Annotated in this window: 15 protein-coding genes; 12 read left to right on the forward strand and 3 right to left on the reverse strand. The window is 56.8% G+C overall.

Annotated elements, in window-relative coordinates; genetic code table 11:
- The first annotated feature begins 5 nt into the window (after positions 1-5).
- From JK223_RS00585 to JK223_RS00620, 8 genes are all read left to right on the forward strand, one after another.
- The gene (locus JK223_RS00585; RefSeq protein WP_212712280.1) at positions 6-806 is read left to right on the forward strand and encodes a metal-dependent hydrolase; all 801 of its coding nucleotides are present in this window, start codon (positions 6-8) and stop codon (positions 804-806) included.
- Between the two features lie 401 nt (positions 807-1207).
- Positions 1208-1558 (forward strand): purine nucleoside phosphoramidase, encoded by a 351-nt coding sequence (gene hinT, locus JK223_RS00590; protein ID WP_212712281.1) that lies wholly within the window; start codon positions 1208-1210, stop codon positions 1556-1558.
- A gap of 17 nt (positions 1559-1575) precedes the next feature.
- A complete protein-coding gene (locus JK223_RS00595; protein WP_212712282.1) occupies positions 1576-1944 on the forward strand; it encodes a YcfL family protein in 369 nt (122 codons plus the stop codon).
- A 10-nt stretch (positions 1945-1954) separates the two neighbouring features.
- Positions 1955-2581: a penicillin-binding protein activator LpoB gene (gene lpoB, locus JK223_RS00600; protein WP_212712283.1), complete on the forward strand. Its 627-nt coding sequence runs from the start codon at positions 1955-1957 to the stop codon at positions 2579-2581.
- Positions 2562-3389 (forward strand): phosphotransferase, encoded by an 828-nt coding sequence (locus JK223_RS00605; RefSeq protein ID WP_371813001.1) that lies wholly within the window; start codon positions 2562-2564, stop codon positions 3387-3389. Before lpoB ends, JK223_RS00605 begins: the two co-directional genes overlap by 20 nt.
- Positions 3390-3424: 35 nt before the next feature.
- Positions 3425-4468: a beta-N-acetylhexosaminidase gene (nagZ, locus tag JK223_RS00610; protein WP_212712285.1), complete on the forward strand. Its 1044-nt coding sequence runs from the start codon at positions 3425-3427 to the stop codon at positions 4466-4468.
- Positions 4469-4786: 318 nt separating this feature from the next.
- The gene (locus JK223_RS00615) at positions 4787-6079 is read left to right on the forward strand and encodes an NAD(P)/FAD-dependent oxidoreductase (RefSeq protein ID WP_371813026.1); all 1293 of its coding nucleotides are present in this window, start codon (positions 4787-4789) and stop codon (positions 6077-6079) included.
- A 227-nt stretch (positions 6080-6306) separates the two neighbouring features.
- Positions 6307-6849 carry a glycine zipper 2TM domain-containing protein gene (locus JK223_RS00620; protein WP_212712287.1) on the forward strand — a complete coding sequence of 181 codons (543 nt, stop codon included), beginning with the start codon at positions 6307-6309 and terminating at the stop codon, positions 6847-6849.
- A 38-nt stretch (positions 6850-6887) separates the two neighbouring features.
- On the opposite strand, the gene mfd is transcribed toward JK223_RS00620, so the two are convergent.
- Positions 6888-10331 (reverse strand): transcription-repair coupling factor, encoded by a 3444-nt coding sequence (gene mfd, locus JK223_RS00625; protein WP_212712288.1) that lies wholly within the window; start codon positions 10329-10331, stop codon positions 6888-6890.
- Positions 10332-10622: 291 nt separating this feature from the next.
- Here mfd and lolC point away from each other — a divergent pair, with 291 nt between their 5' ends.
- Genes lolC through lolE form a run of 3 tightly spaced genes read left to right on the forward strand, consistent with a single transcriptional unit; the run spans position 10623 to position 13763 of the window.
- Entirely contained in the window at positions 10623-11822 is a 1200-nt protein-coding gene (gene lolC / locus JK223_RS00630; RefSeq protein ID WP_212712289.1) for a lipoprotein-releasing ABC transporter permease subunit LolC, read from the forward strand.
- On the forward strand, positions 11815-12519 hold the full coding sequence (lolD, locus tag JK223_RS00635) for a lipoprotein-releasing ABC transporter ATP-binding protein LolD (protein WP_212712290.1): 705 nt from the start codon (positions 11815-11817) through the stop codon (positions 12517-12519). Before lolC ends, lolD begins: the two co-directional genes overlap by 8 nt.
- The gene (gene lolE, locus JK223_RS00640) at positions 12519-13763 is read left to right on the forward strand and encodes a lipoprotein-releasing ABC transporter permease subunit LolE (RefSeq protein ID WP_212712291.1); all 1245 of its coding nucleotides are present in this window, start codon (positions 12519-12521) and stop codon (positions 13761-13763) included. The genes lolD and lolE overlap by 1 nt, the downstream gene beginning before the upstream one ends.
- 72 nt (positions 13764-13835) lie before the next feature.
- Here lolE and JK223_RS00645 read toward each other — a convergent pair whose 3' ends face one another.
- Together JK223_RS00645 and JK223_RS00650 are read right to left on the reverse strand one after the other, a co-directional pair.
- A complete protein-coding gene (locus tag JK223_RS00645; protein WP_212712630.1) occupies positions 13836-14783 on the reverse strand; it encodes an aliphatic sulfonate ABC transporter substrate-binding protein in 948 nt (315 codons plus the stop codon).
- An 82-nt stretch (positions 14784-14865) separates the two neighbouring features.
- A complete protein-coding gene (locus tag JK223_RS00650) occupies positions 14866-16752 on the reverse strand; it encodes a sigma 54-interacting transcriptional regulator (RefSeq protein ID WP_212712292.1) in 1887 nt (628 codons plus the stop codon).
- 274 nt (positions 16753-17026) lie between these two features.
- Between JK223_RS00650 and ssuD the strand changes: the two genes are divergently transcribed.
- Positions 17027-18211 carry an FMNH2-dependent alkanesulfonate monooxygenase gene (gene ssuD, locus JK223_RS00655; RefSeq protein WP_212712293.1) on the forward strand — a complete coding sequence of 395 codons (1185 nt, stop codon included), beginning with the start codon at positions 17027-17029 and terminating at the stop codon, positions 18209-18211.
- Positions 18212-18659 lie beyond the last annotated feature (448 nt).

Genomic DNA, 18659 nt, shown 5'->3' on the forward strand with positions numbered 1-18659 from the left:
AATATATGTTTTTAGTCGATTCACATTGCCATCTTGATTGCCTGGATTATGAAAAAGATCACAGTTCTCTGGATGACGTTATCCGTAAAGCCGCAGAGCGCGATGTTCGTTTTATGCTGGCGGTGGCCACCACTCTGGACGGATTCAGCCGTCTGAAATCCTTCGTCGGCGACCGGCCCGACGTGGCATTTTCCTGCGGGGTACACCCGCTGAATATGGATCCCCTGTGCGATCCGCAACGTCTGGCCTCACTGGCCGCTGACCCGCAGGTGATAGCCCTCGGTGAGACCGGGCTGGATTACTTCTATGAGAAAGAGGCGGAGCAGCAGCGTCAGCAGCAGATTGCTTTCCGTCACCACATCCGTATCGGACGTCAGCTGAATAAGCCGGTAATTGTGCATACCCGCGATGCCCGGGAAGATACTCTGGCACTGCTGAAAGAAGAGAAAGTGGAAGAGTGCGGCGGGGTGCTGCACTGCTTTACGGAAGATAAAGAGACCGCCGCCAGATTACTGGATATGGGGTTCTATATCTCCTTCTCGGGAATTATCACGTTCCGTAATGCCGAACAGATACGTGAAGCCGCACGCTATGTCCCTCTGGACAGAATTCTGGTGGAAACCGACTCTCCTTATCTGGCCCCGGTTCCGCATCGTGGCAAGCAGAATCAGCCAGCCTTCACCCGTGATGTGGCCGACTTTGTGGCGGAACTGAAAGGTGTGGATACAGAAACGCTGGCCCGCCAGACCACCGAAAACTTCTCCCGACTGTTCCATACTCCGGTCGGCAACCGCCACGACGGATAACGGCAGTCACACCGGGGACAGCACCCGGGAGCGTCGGGGCCTCTGCGCCCGGGTCAGCCTGCCGATATGCGGGGAGGCTGGTCACCGTCCCCCGGGGAGTTCAGCGGGTTCCGTGACGCGTCCGGGGAGCAAAAGTTAGCCTGAACCTGGATAGCGGACTACGCTAAAGAGGTTATTGAGATCTCTCCGGAGGCCAGCAGTGGCACGGTACATGTCCCTGCTGAAGCGGAATCGCCACGTCAGCCCGTACTTTCCGGACGGGCGACGCCCGGATTTTTATGGCTTTCCTGCAAATAAATAATGTAAAGTCAGGTAACTACTCACACTTAGTCTTATACAGTATGTTGTTTACTGTGGGTGTTTCGCCAGCAGCGAACACCGGATAATCAGGAAACCGATGGATGGCCGAAGAAACTATTTTCAGTAAGATTATTCGCCGTGAAATACCGGCAGATGTGGTGTATCAGGATGAACTGGTGACGGCATTTCGCGATATTTCACCTCAGGCACCGACCCATATTCTCATTATCCCTAATCAGCTGATCCCGACCGTGAATGACCTCACGACAGAGCATGAGCCGGCACTGGGACGGATGATGACGGTTGCCGCCGGAATTGCAAAACAGGAAGGGATTGATGAAGACGGCTACCGTTTGATTATCAATTGTAACCGCCATGGTGGCCAGGAAGTTTATCATATCCATATGCACCTGGTCGGTGGTCGTGTACTGGGACCGATGCTATCCCGGTAATGATTCGGAGAGACCCTATGCGAGCGGTTTTATCTGCACTGCCACTGTTGCTGTTATTAACCGCCTGCAGCGGTCATCAGCCACAGATCAGTATTTCACAGCCGCTGGTGATGGAAGCCGATGTCTTGTCAGCCGGTATCACCACTGACGGGCCGACCCTGAGCAGTGAAAGCGGGCAGCAAAAAGCCAGTGTCATACTCTATAATGATCGTGACGTTCCGGTCACTCTGCACTATCGTTACTTCTGGTACGATGACAAAGGCCTGGAAATTTTACCGGAACAACCGGCAGAAACTATTGTGGTGCCCGCGCATCAGAATCGTCAGGCTGTTTCATGGTCAGGTAACCTGAGTGCCAGCCAGGTCCGTGTGTCTCTTTATCTCTGAGGATGTTCAAGTGATTCGCAGCATAAAATTCAGCAGTCCGTTATTATTTGCCTTTGTTCTGTCCGGGTGTGTCATCAATCAGACGCAGAAACCTGCACCGGTAGAGCCGGCACAGCCTGCGACTCCAGTGCCGCAACAGACGCAACAGCCTATCCAGGCACCGCCGACACCTCCACAGATCACACAGCCACAACCGCAGGAAGTGCCTCAGCCACCAAAGCTACAGAGCATCAACTGGCAGAACAGCGTTCAGCCGCTGGTCAGCAGTATGATGAATACCCCGGGCATCACCCCCGGCAGCGTATTGCTGGTGGATCGCCTGAAGAACAGCACCAATGGCTCGATTCAGAGCGACAATGCTGATCTGGCCATTAATCAGGCGCTGAGCAATAACAGCAAGTTTACGCTGGTCACCACAGCGCAGCTGAACCAGGCTAAACAGGCACTGGGGCTTTCGCCGCAGGACAGCCTCAACTCGCGCAGTAAAGCGATTGGCCTGGCGCGTAACCTGAATGCGCAATATGTGCTTTACAGCACGGCACGCGGGGATGCCAAATCGCCTAAACTGCAGATGCAGCTCATGCTGGTACAGACCGGTGAGATTGTCTGGAGCGGCAGTGGCAACGCCGTCAATTGATCCCTCGCTGGCAGCGCTGCTTCGTCAACATCACCCGGCCGGTCTCTCTGCCGGGTGTTTTTTATCCCTTCCCGGGCTGAGCGGTCAGTCGGTTAAAATCACGCTTCCCGACGCGACGCTGGTGGCCCGGCAGCAGCCGCGCCCGCCTTTGCCGTTTGTCGACCGCCGGCGTGAATACCGGGTGCTGAAAAAACTGGCCGCCGGACATCTGGTACTGCCGCCGCTGGCGGCTGACCGGCACTGGTTAGTACAACCCTGGCAAACCGGGGAAGAGCTATCGCCGCAGACCTTCTCTGAACACTCTTACGGGATCACGGCACAGCTTATCCGCTTACATCACCAGCCACTCACCGGTTACCGGCTCTCTGTAACTTCGCTTCTGGAACAGTACTGGCTGCTGTGCCGTGAGCACCATATTCACTGGCTCCGTCACTGGCGACGCCTGCGACAACGGGGAGAACCTGCGCCGTTGCGCCTCGCGCCGGTGCATATGGACCTCCACGCCGGGAATGTGGTGCAGGGGAGTGACGGGTATCGTTTTATCGACTGGGAATATACCGCCGACGGTGATATTGCGGTTGATCTGGCCATCATTTCCATGAATGATCCGCAACATGCATCACACTGGATAGCCTGTTATGCCCGCCAGTCAGGGATCTCTTCTCAACGGTTAGCCCGGCAGGTCGGTCACTGGCGGCCGTGGCTCAGCCTGCTGGCCGCCTGCTGGTATCAGTTACGGGCAGAGCAGACAGAACACCCGCAACTCAGGCAGCTCGCCCGTCAGAGCTGGCAGACGCTCTCATTTTAAATCAAGACTATTGCGCACGGATTAGGAAAAGTATTATGACAACTTCATTGCCCGGACCACTGATGCTGGATGTGGAAGGCTACGAACTCGACCGCGAAGAGTGCGAGTTGCTGCAGCATCCGCTGACCGGCGGCGTGATCCTGTTCAGCCGTAACTACCACTCTCCGGACCAGCTGGCTGAACTGGTTCGCCAGATCCGTGCCGCGTCCCATACCCGGCTGGTGATCGCCGTGGACCAGGAAGGCGGGCGCGTCCAGCGTTTCCGCGAAGGCTTCACGCAACTGCCGGCCATGCAGTCGTTTTCGGCGCTGAGTGAAAATGAGCACCAGGCCGGTCAGCTGGCAAAAGAAGCGGGCTGGCAGATGGCTTCGGAAATGACGGCGATGGATATCGATATCAGCTTTGCGCCGGTCCTGGATATCGGCCATATCAGTGCGGCGATCGGTGACCGTTCGTTTCATGACAACCCGCAGATAGCCCTGTCAGTGGCCGAACAGTTTATTGCCGGTATGCACGACGCCGGCATGAAAACCACCGGCAAGCACTTCCCGGGGCATGGGGCCGTACAGGCCGATTCACACAAAGAAACGCCGATCGATTTACGGGATGAAAAAACCTTACGTGAACACGATATGGCGATCTTCAGCCAGCTTATCCGCCGTCAGGGGCTGGATGCTGTCATGCCCGCCCATGTCATCTATCCGGCCGTGGATCCGCAACCGGCTTCCGGCTCATCGTACTGGCTGAAAACCGTTCTGCGTCAGGAGCTGGGCTTTGCCGGTGTTATCTTCTCTGATGATCTGTCGATGGAAGGGGCAGCAGTGATGGGCTCTTACCCTGAAAGGGCGCAGCAATCACTGACCGCCGGGTGTGATGTTATCCTGGTCTGTAATCATCGTGCCGGGGCCGTTGAAGTCCTCGACCGCCTGCCACACACTACGGCCGAACGTCTGACCCGCCTGTTCCACCGCGGCACACCCGGCTACGCCAGCCTGCAACAGCAATCGCGCTGGAAAGCGAACCATCAGCAGTTAGCGACATTACAGCAACGCTGGCTGGAGGAAAAAGCCCGCCGTTGATCACCCCGGCCGCCACGCTATTCCGGCTTACCCGTCTCAGTAAGCCGGAGATCCCTCTGTTACAAATCACCCTTCCTTATATTTAGCCCGATGTTTTTTTGTCCGTTACTGATGTTTTTTCCGGTCCGACGGCCGGCCGGTACACTCTCACCCTGCGGTTATTTTCCGGGCTTATCATTTTGGTAGGAACCGTTCACCGGCTCGTGTTATGCTGAATTCAGACGTTTATTTTAAAATTTAACTTTATGTTAGCTAAGGGTATTATCACCCTGGTTCAACTAGCAGCAGATATTTTGGGGGGTTTAGTTGACTACATCTGTGCAAAAAATCGTCATTGTTGGCGGAGGGGCCGGTGGACTGGAGCTGGCGACTCAACTGGGCAATAAACTCGGAAGACATAAGAAAGCTGAGATAACGCTGGTCGACAGAAATCAGACACACTTATGGAAACCACTGTTACACGAAATTGCGGCAGGTTCGATGGATGAAGGCATCGATGCCCTCAGTTATCTGGCTCAGGCCCATCATCATCACTTTACCTTCCGTCTGGGTACTCTGACAGAAATCAACCGCGAAGAAAAAAAACTACGTCTGGCCGAAATCCGTGATGAAGACGGTCAGGTACTGGTGGAAGAGCGTGATCTGCCGTATGACACGCTGGTGATGGCGTTAGGCAGTGCATCGAACGATTTCGGCACACCTGGCGTCAAAGATCACTGTATTTTCCTGGATAACCCGCATCAGGCGCAGCGGTTCCACAACCAGATGCTGAACCTGTTCCTGAAATACAGTGCCGGGACACAGCCACAGAAAAAAGTGAATATCGCTATCGTCGGTGGCGGGGCGACAGGGGTTGAGCTGTCCGCTGAACTCTATAACGCGGTAAAAGAACTGCACAGCTATGGTTACAAAGAGCTGGGCGGTGAAGCCCTCAATGTGACTCTGGTGGAAGCCGGGGAACGCATCCTGCCGGCATTACCACCACGTATCTCCGCCGCGGCAGAACTGGAGCTTAAAAAGCTGGGAGTGAATGTCCTGACGCAGACCATGGTGACGCGGGCCGATGCTGACGGACTGGAAACCAAATCCGGCGAGAAGATCTACGCGGACCTGATGGTCTGGGCGGCCGGGATTAAAGCGCCCGATTTTATGAAAGACATCGGCGGTCTGGAAACCAACCGCATCAACCAGCTGGTGGTTACGCCGACGCTGCAGACTACCCGCGATGAAGATATCTATGCCATCGGTGACTGTGCTTCCTGTGCATTACCGGGGGGCGGATTTGTGCCTCCGCGTGCGCAGTCTGCGCACCAGATGGCCTCGCGGGTGCTGGCAAATATTATTGCCCGCCGTAAAGGGAAGTCTCAGCAGGACTACGTCTATAAAGATTACGGTTCCCTGGTGTCACTGTCCCGATTCACCACCGTGGGCAGCCTGATGGGTAACCTGATGCGTGGCTCAATGATGGTTGAGGGTAAGATTGCCCGCATGGTGTATATCTCTCTTTACCGTATGCACCAGATAGCCTTGCACGGTTACTTCAAGACCGGGCTGATGATGCTGTCCGGCAGCATCAACCGGGTCATCCGGCCGAAACTGAAACTGCACTGATTTTTATCTCCCGTCCCCCGGCCCGTCTGTGGCCGGGGTTTTTATCAGAAGCGTCCCAAAATGTCGCGAGAGATACGCCGACAGCCATTTGTTCCTTTTGTCTGATAGTGCCCCCCGGATGATTCTGCGAGACTGCCAGCAACAAGGCGGGACACGCACGCCGTCAGTAATCTACTGAAACTTCACTATGTTAATGCGTGGTCATTCGATCAGTCAGGAGGATCCCTGTGAATAAATCAATGGTTGCAGGTGTAGGAATCGGAATAGTCGCGGCATTAGGTATCGCGTCGGTGGCCGGTGTGAACATGTTCCATCGTAATCCGGAGTTCGCCCAGGTGATGTCGGCAACGCCTATCCGTGAGGTGATCAAAAATCCTCGTCAGGAGTGCCATGCGGTCAATGTTGTTCACCGCCGCGCGGTACAGGATGAAAACCGTCTGGCCGGCTCGGTGCTTGGCGCCGTGGCGGGTGGGGTGCTGGGGCATCAGTTCGGCGGAGGTCACGGACGGACACTGGCAACGGTCGCCGGGGCGGTAGCCGGTGGTTACGCAGGCAACCAGGCGCAGGCCGGTTTACAGAACCGCGATACCTACACCACAACACGCCAGCAGTGCAGGACCGTCTATGATAAGCAGGAAAAAACACTGGGCTATGATGTGACCTATAAGATAGGCGACCAGCAGGGCAAAATCCGCATGGATAAAGACCCGGGGACCCGTATCCCGCTGGACAACCGGGGACAGCTGATCATCGATAGCACCCGCAGTTAAGCGTCTGTTGTTATAAAGCCCCCGCGGGGGCTTTATGTTTACAGGCGGTGCTGCTGCATCTGCAATAACAGTTCAGCGATCCACTCGATACGCAGCTTCCGCTCCTGCAGGTCGCGGGTAAAGCGCAGTTTTACCGGGCCTTCCAGCTTCCACTGCTGCGGGTCTTTCTGTAACAGACCAATCAGCCAGCCAGGGTCGACATGGTTTTTCTCAGCAAATTCGATGTACCCCCCTTTCTCTCCGGCTTCAATTTTCCGGATCCCCAGTGCTTTCGCTTGCTGACGCAGACGTGCAATATCCAGCAGATAGCGGGCAGGGTCCGGCAGCAGTCCGAAACGGTCAATCAGTTCGACTTTCAGTTCCTGTATTTCGTCTTCACTGTCCGCACTGGCGATACGTTTGTAGAACGACAACCGGGTATTCACATCCGGAATATACTCTTCCGGCAGCAGGGCAGGCAGCCTTAACTCCACTTCTGTCTGCTGACTGGTGAGGTCTTCCAGCGACGGTTCACGTCCTTCCTTCAGTGCGTCGACGGCATTTTCCAGCAGCTCCATATACAGGGTAAAGCCAAGCGTCTCCATCTGTCCGCTCTGGTCCTCACCCAGCAGTTCACCGGCCCCGCGGATTTCCAGGTCATGGGTCGCCAGCGCAAAACCGGCCCCCAGGTCTTCCAGCGAGGCGATCGCCTCCAGACGCTTCTTCGCATCGGTGGTCATGGCTTTCGGATGCGGCGTCAGCAACCAGGCATAGGCCTGGTGATGAGAACGACCGACGCGTCCGCGTAGCTGGTGCAGCTGTGCCAGACCGAAGTGGTCGGCTCGTTCGATTATGATGGTATTGGCGCTCGGGATATCGATACCGGTTTCGATAATGGTGGTGCAGACCAGCACATTGAAGCGCTGGTGATGGAAATCATTCATCACCCGCTCCAGCTCACGTTCACGCATCTGGCCGTGACCGACGCTGACACGGGCTTCCGGTACCAGGGCAGCCAGTCGCTCTGCGGCTTTACCGATGTTTTCGACATCATTATACAGGTAATACACCTGACCTCCGCGCAGCACTTCACGCAGGATAGCTTCACGCACCACCAGGTCATCGTATTCACGGACGAAGGTTTTTACCGCCAGGCGGCGGGCCGGCGGCGTCGCAATGATCGACAGGTCACGCATACCACTCATCGCCATGTTCAGTGTCCGCGGGATCGGGGTCGCCGTCAGGGTAAGAATATCCACATCGGCCCGCATCGCCTTGATACGCTCTTTATGCCGGACCCCGAACCGGTGCTCTTCATCGACAATCAGTAATCCCAGATCATGCCATTTCAGATCACTCATCAGCAGTTTGTGGGTACCGATCAGAATGTCGACTTTACCTTCGCTGGCCTCCTGCAGCACTGCATTCTGCTCTTTGGTGGTACGGAAACGGGAAAGCATTTCGATACGCACCGGCCAGTCCGCAAAACGGTCACGGAAATTATCGAAGTGCTGCTGGGCCAGCAGGGTGGTCGGTACCAGCACCGCGACCTGTTTATTATTTTCGACGGCCAGGAAGGCGGCACGCATGGCGACTTCGGTTTTGCCGAAACCGACATCCCCGCAGACCAGCCTGTCCATCGCCAGCGGCTGGCACATATCGCTCAGTACAGCGTTAATGGCTTGCCCCTGATCCGGGGTGGTTTCGTAGGGGAAGCCCTCACAGAATTTCTGATACATTTCGCGCTGATGTCTGAACGCATACCCGGTTTTGGCGGCCCGCTGGGCATAAATATCCAGCAGTTCAGCGGCCACATCACGTACTTTTTCCGCCGCTTTCTGCCGGGCACGGCTCCAGCTGTCACTGCCCAGTTTGTGCAGCGGGGCATTTTCATCGGCTCCGCCGGCATAACGGCTGATCAGGTGTAAAGAGGATACCGGCACATACAGGCTGGCATTGCCCGCATAGGTCAGCATCAGATACTCACCTTTTACCCCGCCAGCTTCCAGGGTGGTCATTCCCGCGTAACGTCCCACACCGTGTTCCAGGTGAACCACCGGTTGCCCCGGATGCAGTTCGGCCAGGTTACGGATCAGCACATCCGGGTTAATGGTTTTGCGGTTGTCCTGACGACGGTGAATCACCCGTTCACCCAGTAAGTCGGTTTCACAGATCAGTGCACGCTGCCGCAGATCATCGATAAACCCGCGTTCTGCCGGGCCTGTCATCAGGTAATAGCCGGGCGTGCGGGCTTCGTTCAGCAACTCGATCCCGGTCGGACGGATTTTTATTTTACTCAACTGCTCCTGGAGCCGTTCGCGACGTCCTTGGCTCTCCACCGAGAAAATAATGGCGCCGTCAAAGGATTCGATGAAGTTGCGTAACGCGCCGAGCGGCTCACGGGCCTGCGCCTGCAGGCTGATGTCCGGCAGCGGGCGGTAGTTCAGGTTCGTATTGGCGGCTTTATCTTTGACCTCCCCGCTGGACAGCCGGATCAGTGGCCATTGCTTCAGGGCGGTCATCAGCGTCTCCGGCGGCAGCCAGAGCGTCTGTGGCTCCAGCAGCGGGCGTAACGGATCCACCCGACGGTTTTCATAACGCTGAGTGGTGTCCTGCCAGAATCGTTCACTGCCGGCCAGGATATCGCCACAGCTTAACAGCAGGGTACCGGCAGGCAGATAGTCGAATAACGGCAGTAGCGGAGAAGAGAAGAACAGCGGCTGCCAGTATTCAATCCCCACCGGCAGGGTGCCTTTACTGACCTGCTGGTAAATATGGCCGGCATCGCGTAACACATCAAAGTGCTCACGCCATTGGGTACGGAAAAGTTCGATCGAGGCTTTATCCGTCGGAAACTCATGGGCAGGCAGCAGATTAATGGCTTCCACTTCCTCCAGTGTGCGCTGACTGTCGGTATCAAACAGACGCAGGCTGTCGATTTCATTGTCAAAAAAATCGATCCGGTAGGGCTGTTCACTGCCCATCGGGAACAGGTCGAGCAGGGCACCACGGATGGCAAATTCACCATGTTCCATCACCTGGTCCACATGCCGGTAACCGGCCTGGTCGAGCTGCTCACGCAACAAATCCCGGGAGATCTTCTGCCCGCGGGACATCATCAGGGCATACCCCTGCAGGAAAGTATGCGGGCAGACACGCTGCATCAGAGTATTGACCGGCAGGATCAGTACCCCATTTTCCATGGCGGGCAGCTGATACAACGTCGCTAAACGTTCCGAAATAATATCCTGATGAGGAGAGAAACTGTCGTACGGGAGGGTTTCCCAGTCAGGCAAGTGGCTCACGGGCAGGGTTGTAAACTGACGGATTTCCCCCTGCAGATGCAGGGCAGACTGCATATCATTGGTGATCAGTAACAGTGGCCCGTTATGGCGTTCTGCAATATCGGCACACTCTGCGGCCAGTGCCGCGCCTGTTAATAGCCCCAGCTGACGGTGGTCGCCGGCATTGACGGGCAGCGAATAACTTGTCTTATCTGACATATGGGCTAATCATTCTCTCCGGATTTTCCAGACCGCTATGATTCCACAGAACGTCGCGGGGATCATCTTCCTGACAACATTTTCCTGCCCGCGCGGGAGCAGAGCGCATTGAACACGCTGTCATTTTAATCGTTAATGGTGAAAAAACAGGCAGTGAGCGATTATTTTTCCCGGAAAGGGCCATTATCCAGATAACTTTACCTGCCAAACAGAGAGGCAGGGTTTCCTTAACGGTCAGGCTCCTTTATCATCCTGATACTGAATTTCAGGCAACCGTCCGGGACGGATTTCATGTACCAACCCGTAGCTCTGTTTATAGGTCTGCGTTATATGCGCGGACGTGCATCCGACCGTTTTGGTCGGTTTGTTTCATGGTTATCAGCCATCGGCATTACGTTGGGGGTGCTGGCATTAGTCACCGTTCTCTCGGTGATGAATGGATTCGAACGCCAGCTTGAAGGCAATATTCTGGGACTGATGCCTCAGGCACTGGTCACCAGTGACAGCGGCAGTATCAATCCGCAGAAGGTGCCGGCGGACAGCCTGCACCTGCAGGGGATCTCGCGTATTGCACCGCTGACAACGGCGGATGTGGTCCTGCAGAGTGCCCACAGTGTCGCGGTCGGGGTGATGCTGGGGATTAATCCTCAGGAAAAAGATCCGCTGATACCTTACCTGGTGGCCGGCTCGGCGAATGATCTGCAGCCCGGGACCTACCGCATTATTCTTGGCGCACAACTGGCCAGTCAGCTGGGGGTTCAGCCCGGCGACCGTCTGCGCCTGATGGTGCCTTCCGTCAGTCAGTTCACCCCTGTCGGTCGTATCCCCAGCGAGCGTATCTTTACCGTGGCGGGCACCTATGCCGCCGACAGTGAAGTCGACAGCTATCAGATTCTGGTCAACCAGCAGGATGCCTCACGGGTCATGCATTATCCGGCCGGTAATATTACCGGCTGGCGTCTGTGGCTGGACCACCCGCTGGATGTGGATCAGCTGAGTCAGCAGACGCTGGCGCACGGCTTAGAGTGGAAGGACTGGCGCGAGCGTAAGGGCGATCTGTTCCAGGCCGTGCGTATGGAAAAAAATATGATGGGTCTGCTGCTGAGCTTAATTGTGGCGGTGGCGGCTTTTAATATCATTACCTCCCTCGGCCTGCTGATTATGGAAAAGCAGGGAGAAGTGGCCATCCTGCAGACTCAGGGGCTGACACGCCGTCAGATCACCGCCGTATTTATGGTACAGGGTGCCAGTGCCGGGATTGCCGGTGCACTGCTCGGCACTCTGGGCGGGGTCCTGCTGGCCAGTCAGCTGAACCATCTGTTACCGGTCATTGGTCTGTTCCTGGATGGGGCAGAATTACCGGTTGATATTAATCCGGTGCAGGTCGTCACTATCGCCGTGACGGCGATGATCGTTGCGTTGCTGGCAACACTTTATCCTGCATGGCGCGCCGCCGCCGTACAACCCGCTGAGGCTCTACGCTATGAATAATTCACTGTTACTGCAATGTGATCGGCTGTGCAAACGCTATCAGGAAGGCAGCGTACAGACCGACGTACTGAAAGAAGTTTCCTTCACCCTGCAACCCGGTGAAATGACAGCGATTGTCGGCAGTTCCGGCTCCGGTAAAAGTACCTTACTGCATCTGCTGGGCGGGCTGGATTCGCCGACCTCCGGCGAAGTGCTGTTTAAAGGCCAGTCGCTGAACCGTATGTCAGCGGCGGCGAAGGCGGAATTACGTAACCGGGAACTGGGTTTTATCTACCAGTTCCATCATCTGCTGCCTGATTTTTCGGCGGTGGAAAACGTGGCGATGCCGTTGCTGATCGGCAAAAAATCAGGCACAGAAGCCTTACAACGCGCGACAGAAATGCTGGCTGCGGTCGGGCTGGCGGCGCGTGCAGCCCACCGTCCGTCGGAACTTTCCGGCGGCGAACGGCAGCGTGTGGCTATCGCCCGTGCGCTGGTTAACCGGCCGAGCCTGGTGATGGCGGATGAACCGACCGGGAACCTGGATGCGCGGAATGCGGATGCCATCTTTCAGTTACTGGGTGAGCTTAACCAGACGCAGGGGACAGCCTTCCTGGTGGTGACCCATGACCTGTCACTGGCAAAACGGCTCAGCCGTCAGATGGAAATGCGTGACGGGAAATTAACTGCGGATGTCACCCTGACAGGAGCGTTGTAATGCGTCTTCCGTTATCTCTGCTACTGGCCTTTCGTTTCAGCCGCGGTCGCCGGCGCGGTGGCATGGTCTCGCTGATTTCAGTTATTTCCACGGTCGGCATTGCACTGGGCGTGGCGGTACTGATCATCGGGCTCAGTGCGATGAACGGGTTTGAGCGTCAGCTGAATGAACGTATTCTCAGCGTGGTGCCCCACGGTGAAATTGAACCGGTACATCAGCCATTTACCAACTGGCAGCAACTGATTGCCCCGATTGAGCAGGTGCCGGGGATTGCCGCGGCGGCAGGCTATATTAATTTTACCGGGCTTGTGGAAAGCGCCAGTAAGCTCCAGGCCCTGACGGTCAAGGGCGTTGACCCGCAGGCAGAAACACGGCTCAGTTCGTTACCGATGTTTGTGCAGAATAACCGCTGGGCCGACTTCCGTGCCGGTCAGCAGCAGATCATTCTGGGGGGCGGGATCGCTAAGTCCTTATCGGTGAAAACCGGTGACTGGATAACCATCATGATCCCGAACAATGACGGCCAGAACCGGCTGATGCAGCCGAAGAGAATTCGTCTGCAGGTGGAAGGTATTCTGCAACTGAGCGGTATGCTGGACCACAGTCTGGCGCTGGTACCACTGGCCGATGCCCAGCGTTATCTGGAGATGGGCGACAGTGTGACCGGTATTGCGCTGAAGATGAGTGATCCGTTTAAGGCGGTCAGTCTGGTACGTTCTGCCGGCGAGGTTACCCACAGTTATGTCTATATCCGTAACTGGATCAGTAACTATGGCTATATGTACCACGATATTCAGATGATCCGCGCCATTATGTATCTGGCAATGATCCTCGTGATCGGGGTGGCCTGTTTTAACATCGTCTCGACGCTGGTGATGGCGGTGAAGGATAAGAGCAGTGATATCGCGGTGCTACGTACCCTGGGGGCCGGTAACCGGCTGATCCGGTCCGTGTTTATCTGGTACGGCCTGCTGGCCGGGCTGGCCGGCAGTATTGCCGGGGTGATCGTCGGGGTACTGGGGGCGCTGAATCTGACCGCAATCATCCGCGGACTGGAAAAAATGACCGGTCATCACTTCCTGTCCGGAGATATTTACTTTATCGATTTCCTGCCCTCGGAACTGCACTGGGTGGATGTCTGGTCGGTACTGGTGACCGCCATTGCACTGACCCTGCTGGCCAGCTGGTATCCGGCCCGTCGTGCCAGCCGGATAGATCCGGCCCGGGTACTGAGCGGCCAGTAACACTCAGCCCTGCCGGTGTCTCCGGCAGGGCTGATAAGTCAGGCTTTCTGCCCGTCGCGCCGGGCAGGGGGCCTATTTTTTATCGGCCGACCAGGTGGCCTGGCTGACCTGAACCGCCACCGGTAAGACGTTGGCACTTTTCAGTGAATCTGCCACAACCTGCTGTTCAGCAAATACCCCTGCGGTCATTCTGTCTGCGCCAAAGGTTTCCCTCGCCAGCGTTTTCTCCCAGATGTTTTTCCCGAGTCCTGTCGATTTTGACAGGATAGTCGCGCTTTCTTCCTGATGGGTATTGGCCCAGCGGCTGGTGTCTTTAATCTCCGCGATCAGTTTCCGGGCGGTCTGTGGATAGGTATCCGCAAACTTACGGCTTGCCAGGAAGAAGGTGTAGTGCGGGACTAACCCGTTAGCATTGGTGATCTGCCGCGCATGGGCGTCAGTTTCCACTTCCGCCAGATAAGGGTCCCAGATGGCCCAGGCATCCACCGAGCCGGTCTGGAAAGCCGCCCTCGCGTCTCCCGGGGCAAGGTAGACCGGGGTAATGTCCCGGTAACTCAGGCCGGCTTTGTTCAGTGCGGCAATCAGCAGATAGTTCACGTCCGATCCCTTATTCAGGGCGACCCGTTTCCCTTTCAAATCGGCGACCGTTTTAATGGCAGAATTTTGCGGCACCACAATGGCTTCTGACAGCGGATTCGCCGGGGAGTGTGCCAGATAAACCAGCGGTGTCCCGGCCGCCTGGGCGACCACCGGGGGGGCATCGCCGGTGGCGGCTAAATCGATACTGCCGACGTTCAGCCCCTCCAGCATCTGAGGCCCGGCAGTAAAACCAATCCAGTTGACGTTGATGCCCTGTTGTTTGAAATCTTTATCCAGCAATCCGCGAAATTTGAGCAGGGCGAAGATATTACCTTTCTGATAGCCGATATTGACGGTTTGCGGTGCTGTTTCTGCCCGGGCGGTCTGTATTACCAGTGGCAGCAATATCAGTGACAGCAGGCCTGATAAACGTTTTTTCATCATAGTTTTTCCTGAGCATGCATAAGTGACAGTCAGGGCACCATAGCAAAAGTCAGCCGCGTAATTTAATAGAATAAAATCATTAACTAATACGATTTCCGGCAGACCAGACGGCACTGCGGATACGTACAGGCCGGCTGAGCATCCCCAGGGCATAAAACCGGTCAGCGATCATCTGCTGCTGGTGGATCACCGGAGGCGTCATCCCGGTGATCGTATGCCGGCAACGGGAGAGGGCCTGCCACAGATCCGGCAGAGCCATGCCGTATTCCCTGGCTAACAGTGCCGCGGCCTGTTGCGGATGCTGGTCGGTCCAGGCCCCGTTCTCACGCAGTATCCGCAGGATATCGGGCAGTAAGCCGCCTGAGCGGGCAATAAAGGCCCTCGAGGCGAGGTAGAAATGATGGTTATTTACCCGCCCGGTGCCGTCAGCGATCACCCGGTATTGCCGGCTGGCTTCGGCCGCACTCAGCATCGGGTCCCACATCATCCAGGCATCGGCGACCTGCTGATCACCGGCAGAGAGCGGGTTACCGGGAGGCTGGTCGATCATTTCCACATCCTCCGGCGACAGTCCGGCATCCTCCAGCAGACGAAGCAGCAGGTAGTGCACGTTAGAGCCTTTGTTCAGGGCGATCCTTTTCCCCCGCAGCCCGGCAATACTGACTACCGGGCTGGCGGCCGGGACCAGCAGGGCAGCACTTTGCGGTGATGCCGGCTGAAAACCGAGGTAAACCGCCTGATCATCGCCGGCCTGAGCAAACAGTGGCGGAACTTCACCGGTACTGCCCAGATCTATTTTTCCCTGACTGAGGGCGAGTAACATCTGCGGCCCGGCGGGAAATTCCTGCCAGCACAATCGGATCCCCTGCCGGAAGGCCGCATCCTGTTCCGCGGCCCGCCGTGCTTTCAGTACCGCAAGATTACCGAAGCGCTGATAGCCGATACGGATCACCTGCTCTCCTGCGGACGGGGGAAGGCTGACGGCAGGGACACGCCGCGCTTTGATGACGCCGAGCCTGGCCAGGTGGGTACGCAGCGTATGGCGGCTTATCCCCAGCAGGGCCGCCGCCCGGGACTGATTATTTTCACACTGCAGCAGGGCCTGACGGACCAGTGTATCGGTGACCCGTTGATAGATATCCGGCTCACCGCGCTGTAAATACGCGGCTACCTGTTGCCCCAACGCCGTGTGATCTTCACATTGCCCGGCGGGCGGGGTGACCGCCAGCGGAAGATGATCCGCCGTAATAACCGGCCCCGGAGCCAGCAGCAACAGGCGCTGGAGGGTATTTTCAAGCTCGCGGATATTACCGGGCCAGGGATGCTGTAGCAGTCTACGCAGCGCCGGGTCGCTCAGAGTGACCTCTTCCGTCGCAGGACGATATTTTTCGATAAAATGGCGGGCCAGCACCGGGATATCCTGAGGGCGTTCACGCAGTGGCAAGAGGGAGACGGTGGCGACGTTCAGCCGGTAGTAAAGGTCCTCACGGAAACGCCGCTGCTCTATCGCCTGAAGCAGATCGACATGGGTGGCGGCGATCACCCGGACATCCACCTTCACGGGGCGATGTGACCCGAGGCGGGTGATTTCCCGTTCCTGCAGAACACGCAGTAACCTGACCTGCATCGGCAGGCTCAGCTCACCGATTTCGTCCAGCAGCAGAGTTCCTCCCTCAGCCGCTTCAAACCAGCCGATGTGCCTGCGGGCGGCTCCGGTAAATGCCCCTTTCTCATGACCGAACAGCTGTGATTCCGCCAGATTTTCACTGAGCGCCCCGCAGTTCACGGCCAGGAAAGGGCCGTTCCGGCGCGGACTGTACTGATGAAGATAACGCGAAACGCTTTCCTTACCGGTCCCGGTCTCACCGGTGATCAGCACGGTGGCGGCAGAAGGTGCCAGCCGGTCGAGAAGATGCTTCAGTGCCAGCGACGCCGGGTCTTTCAGTTCTGTGATGTCAGCATTCATCGCCCTAATCCTGTACGGAGGAAACGGAAAATACATTAACGCTGAGCCGTGACTTATGCGAGAGGCCGGGGCCGTCAGTTGTTGCATTCGCAACAGAGAGCGGCAGACTTCTGTTGCAGTGACAACAGAGTGTCGGGGAACAGTAAACTGTAATACCTTAATTTATATGACTTTTCTGTTTTCTTCCGGCTGGCACAGATCCTGCTATTCACTTATACCCCAATCGAATAATTCTTTATATATATTTATCATATAGTTATATAGGAACAGGATAATGAGTGAAACGGCCAATGACAGTCTGAAAATTTTCTGGTTTTTACCCACCCACGGTGACGGGCGTTATCTGGGAACCTCCCGGGGAGGCCGGCCCGTCGACCTGGCCTATCTGCAACAGATCGCCCTGGCCGCCGACAATCTCGGGTATCACGGTGTGCTGATCCCGACCGGAAAGAGCTGTGAGGATGCCTGGCTGGTCGCGGCGGCGCTTGCGCCCCTGACCCGGCAGCTGCGCTTTCTAGTGGCGGTTCGCCCCGGCCTGCAACCGCCGTCACTGGCCGCAAGGATGACGGCGACGCTCGATCGTCTGTCTGGCGGTCGGTTGATCATTAATGTCGTCACCGGCGGTGACCCGGTGGAAAATAAAGGCGATGGTATTTACCTGGATCATCACCAGCGTTATCAGGTGACCCGCGAATTTCTGGCGGTCTATTCACGGCTGTTACGCGGGGAAAAGGTGGATTTCAGCGGAGAACATCTCCGGGTTGAAGGGGCAGAGTTACTGTATCCCCCGGAGCAGCCTGGCGGACCGGCACTCTATTTCGGTGGCTCGTCAGACCCGGCACTGGAAGTCGCGGCAGAGTCGGTGGATACCTATCTGACCTGGGGAGAACCACCGGCGCAGGTGGCAGAGAAAATACAGGACGTCCGGGCCAGGGCGGCGGCGCGTGGCCGTCAGCTGGAGTTCGGGATACGCCTGCATGTCATTGTCCGCGAAACTGAAGAGGAGGCCCGGGCGGCGGCCGATGACCTGATCTCCCGGCTGGACGATGACACCATTGCTGCGGCCAGGAAAGTTTTTGCCCGTATGGATTCTACCGGACAGGCCAGAATGAGTGCGCTGAACAATGGCTCGCGGGATAACCTGTATATCGCCCCGCATCTGTGGGCCGGTGTCGGACTGGCCCGGGGCGGGGCAGGGACTGCGCTGGTGGGGGATCCTCAACAGGTCGCCGGACGTATCCGGGAGTATCAGGCGCTCGGTATCACAAAATTCATTTTCTCGGGGTATCCGCATCTCGAAGAGGCGCACCGGTTTGCCGAACTGGTGATGCCACTGTTGAAGACAGAGCAAGCCACGTCAAAGCCACATCAGTTCAATACCGGCCCCTTCGGTGAAATCATCGGCGGAGAGCATCGTCCCGGAGAAGCTAAGAGCCATTCACCCGAAACCCCCGACTAAAGACCGGGGGGCTGCGCGGCGGCCGGTCAGACCGGCCCCGCCTTCCGCAGAACGCTGGCCCCGCTGAACTTTACTGAGGTAAACCGTGAAGCGGGGAAGCCGTCTGGCAGAAATACCCTCCTTACCGGGGCAGCGCAGTGTCTTTTGGCTCCCCGGTGGGGATTACCGTAGCATTCAGCGAACACGGCTCCGGAGCAAAGTGATACCCCGGGGACCCGCCTTACGGAAATACTCCCCTTATCGCAACAGGACAGTCGTTCACGGCAAGACGGGATGACTCTCTGTGTATTAAGCGAACACGGCACCAAAGGATAATAATGCCCCGGGAAAACCGCCCTACAGAAATACTCCCCTTATCGTAACAGGACAGTCGTTCCCGGCAAGAAGGGATGACTCTCTGCGCATTGAACGAACACGGCACCAGTGAAGAGTCTGGTGCCGCAGAGGC

The sequence above is a fragment of the Tatumella sp. JGM118 genome, assembly GCF_018257515.1.
Taxonomy (GTDB): domain Bacteria; phylum Pseudomonadota; class Gammaproteobacteria; order Enterobacterales; family Enterobacteriaceae; genus Tatumella; species Tatumella terrea.

Bases quoted from the DNA above. Each gene is read 5' to 3' on its own strand.
- nagZ (WP_212712285.1), top strand. From the start codon at position 3,425: ATGACAACTTCATTGCCCGGACCACTGATGCTGGATGTGGAAGGCTAC.
- JK223_RS00650 (WP_212712292.1), bottom strand. From the start codon at position 16,752: ATGAATGCTGACATCACAGAACTGAAAGACCCGGCGTCGCTGGCACTG.
- lolE (WP_212712291.1), top strand. From the start codon at position 12,519: ATGCGTCTTCCGTTATCTCTGCTACTGGCCTTTCGTTTCAGCCGCGGT.
- lolD (WP_212712290.1), top strand. From the start codon at position 11,815: ATGAATAATTCACTGTTACTGCAATGTGATCGGCTGTGCAAACGCTAT.
- lolC (WP_212712289.1), top strand. From the start codon at position 10,623: ATGTACCAACCCGTAGCTCTGTTTATAGGTCTGCGTTATATGCGCGGA.
- hinT (WP_212712281.1), top strand. From the start codon at position 1,208: ATGGCCGAAGAAACTATTTTCAGTAAGATTATTCGCCGTGAAATACCG.
- JK223_RS00585 (WP_212712280.1), top strand. From the start codon at position 6: ATGTTTTTAGTCGATTCACATTGCCATCTTGATTGCCTGGATTATGAA.
- mfd (WP_212712288.1), bottom strand. From the start codon at position 10,331: ATGTCAGATAAGACAAGTTATTCGCTGCCCGTCAATGCCGGCGACCAC.
- ssuD (WP_212712293.1), top strand. From the start codon at position 17,027: ATGAGTGAAACGGCCAATGACAGTCTGAAAATTTTCTGGTTTTTACCC.
- JK223_RS00595 (WP_212712282.1), top strand. From the start codon at position 1,576: ATGCGAGCGGTTTTATCTGCACTGCCACTGTTGCTGTTATTAACCGCC.
- JK223_RS00645 (WP_212712630.1), bottom strand. From the start codon at position 14,783: ATGAAAAAACGTTTATCAGGCCTGCTGTCACTGATATTGCTGCCACTG.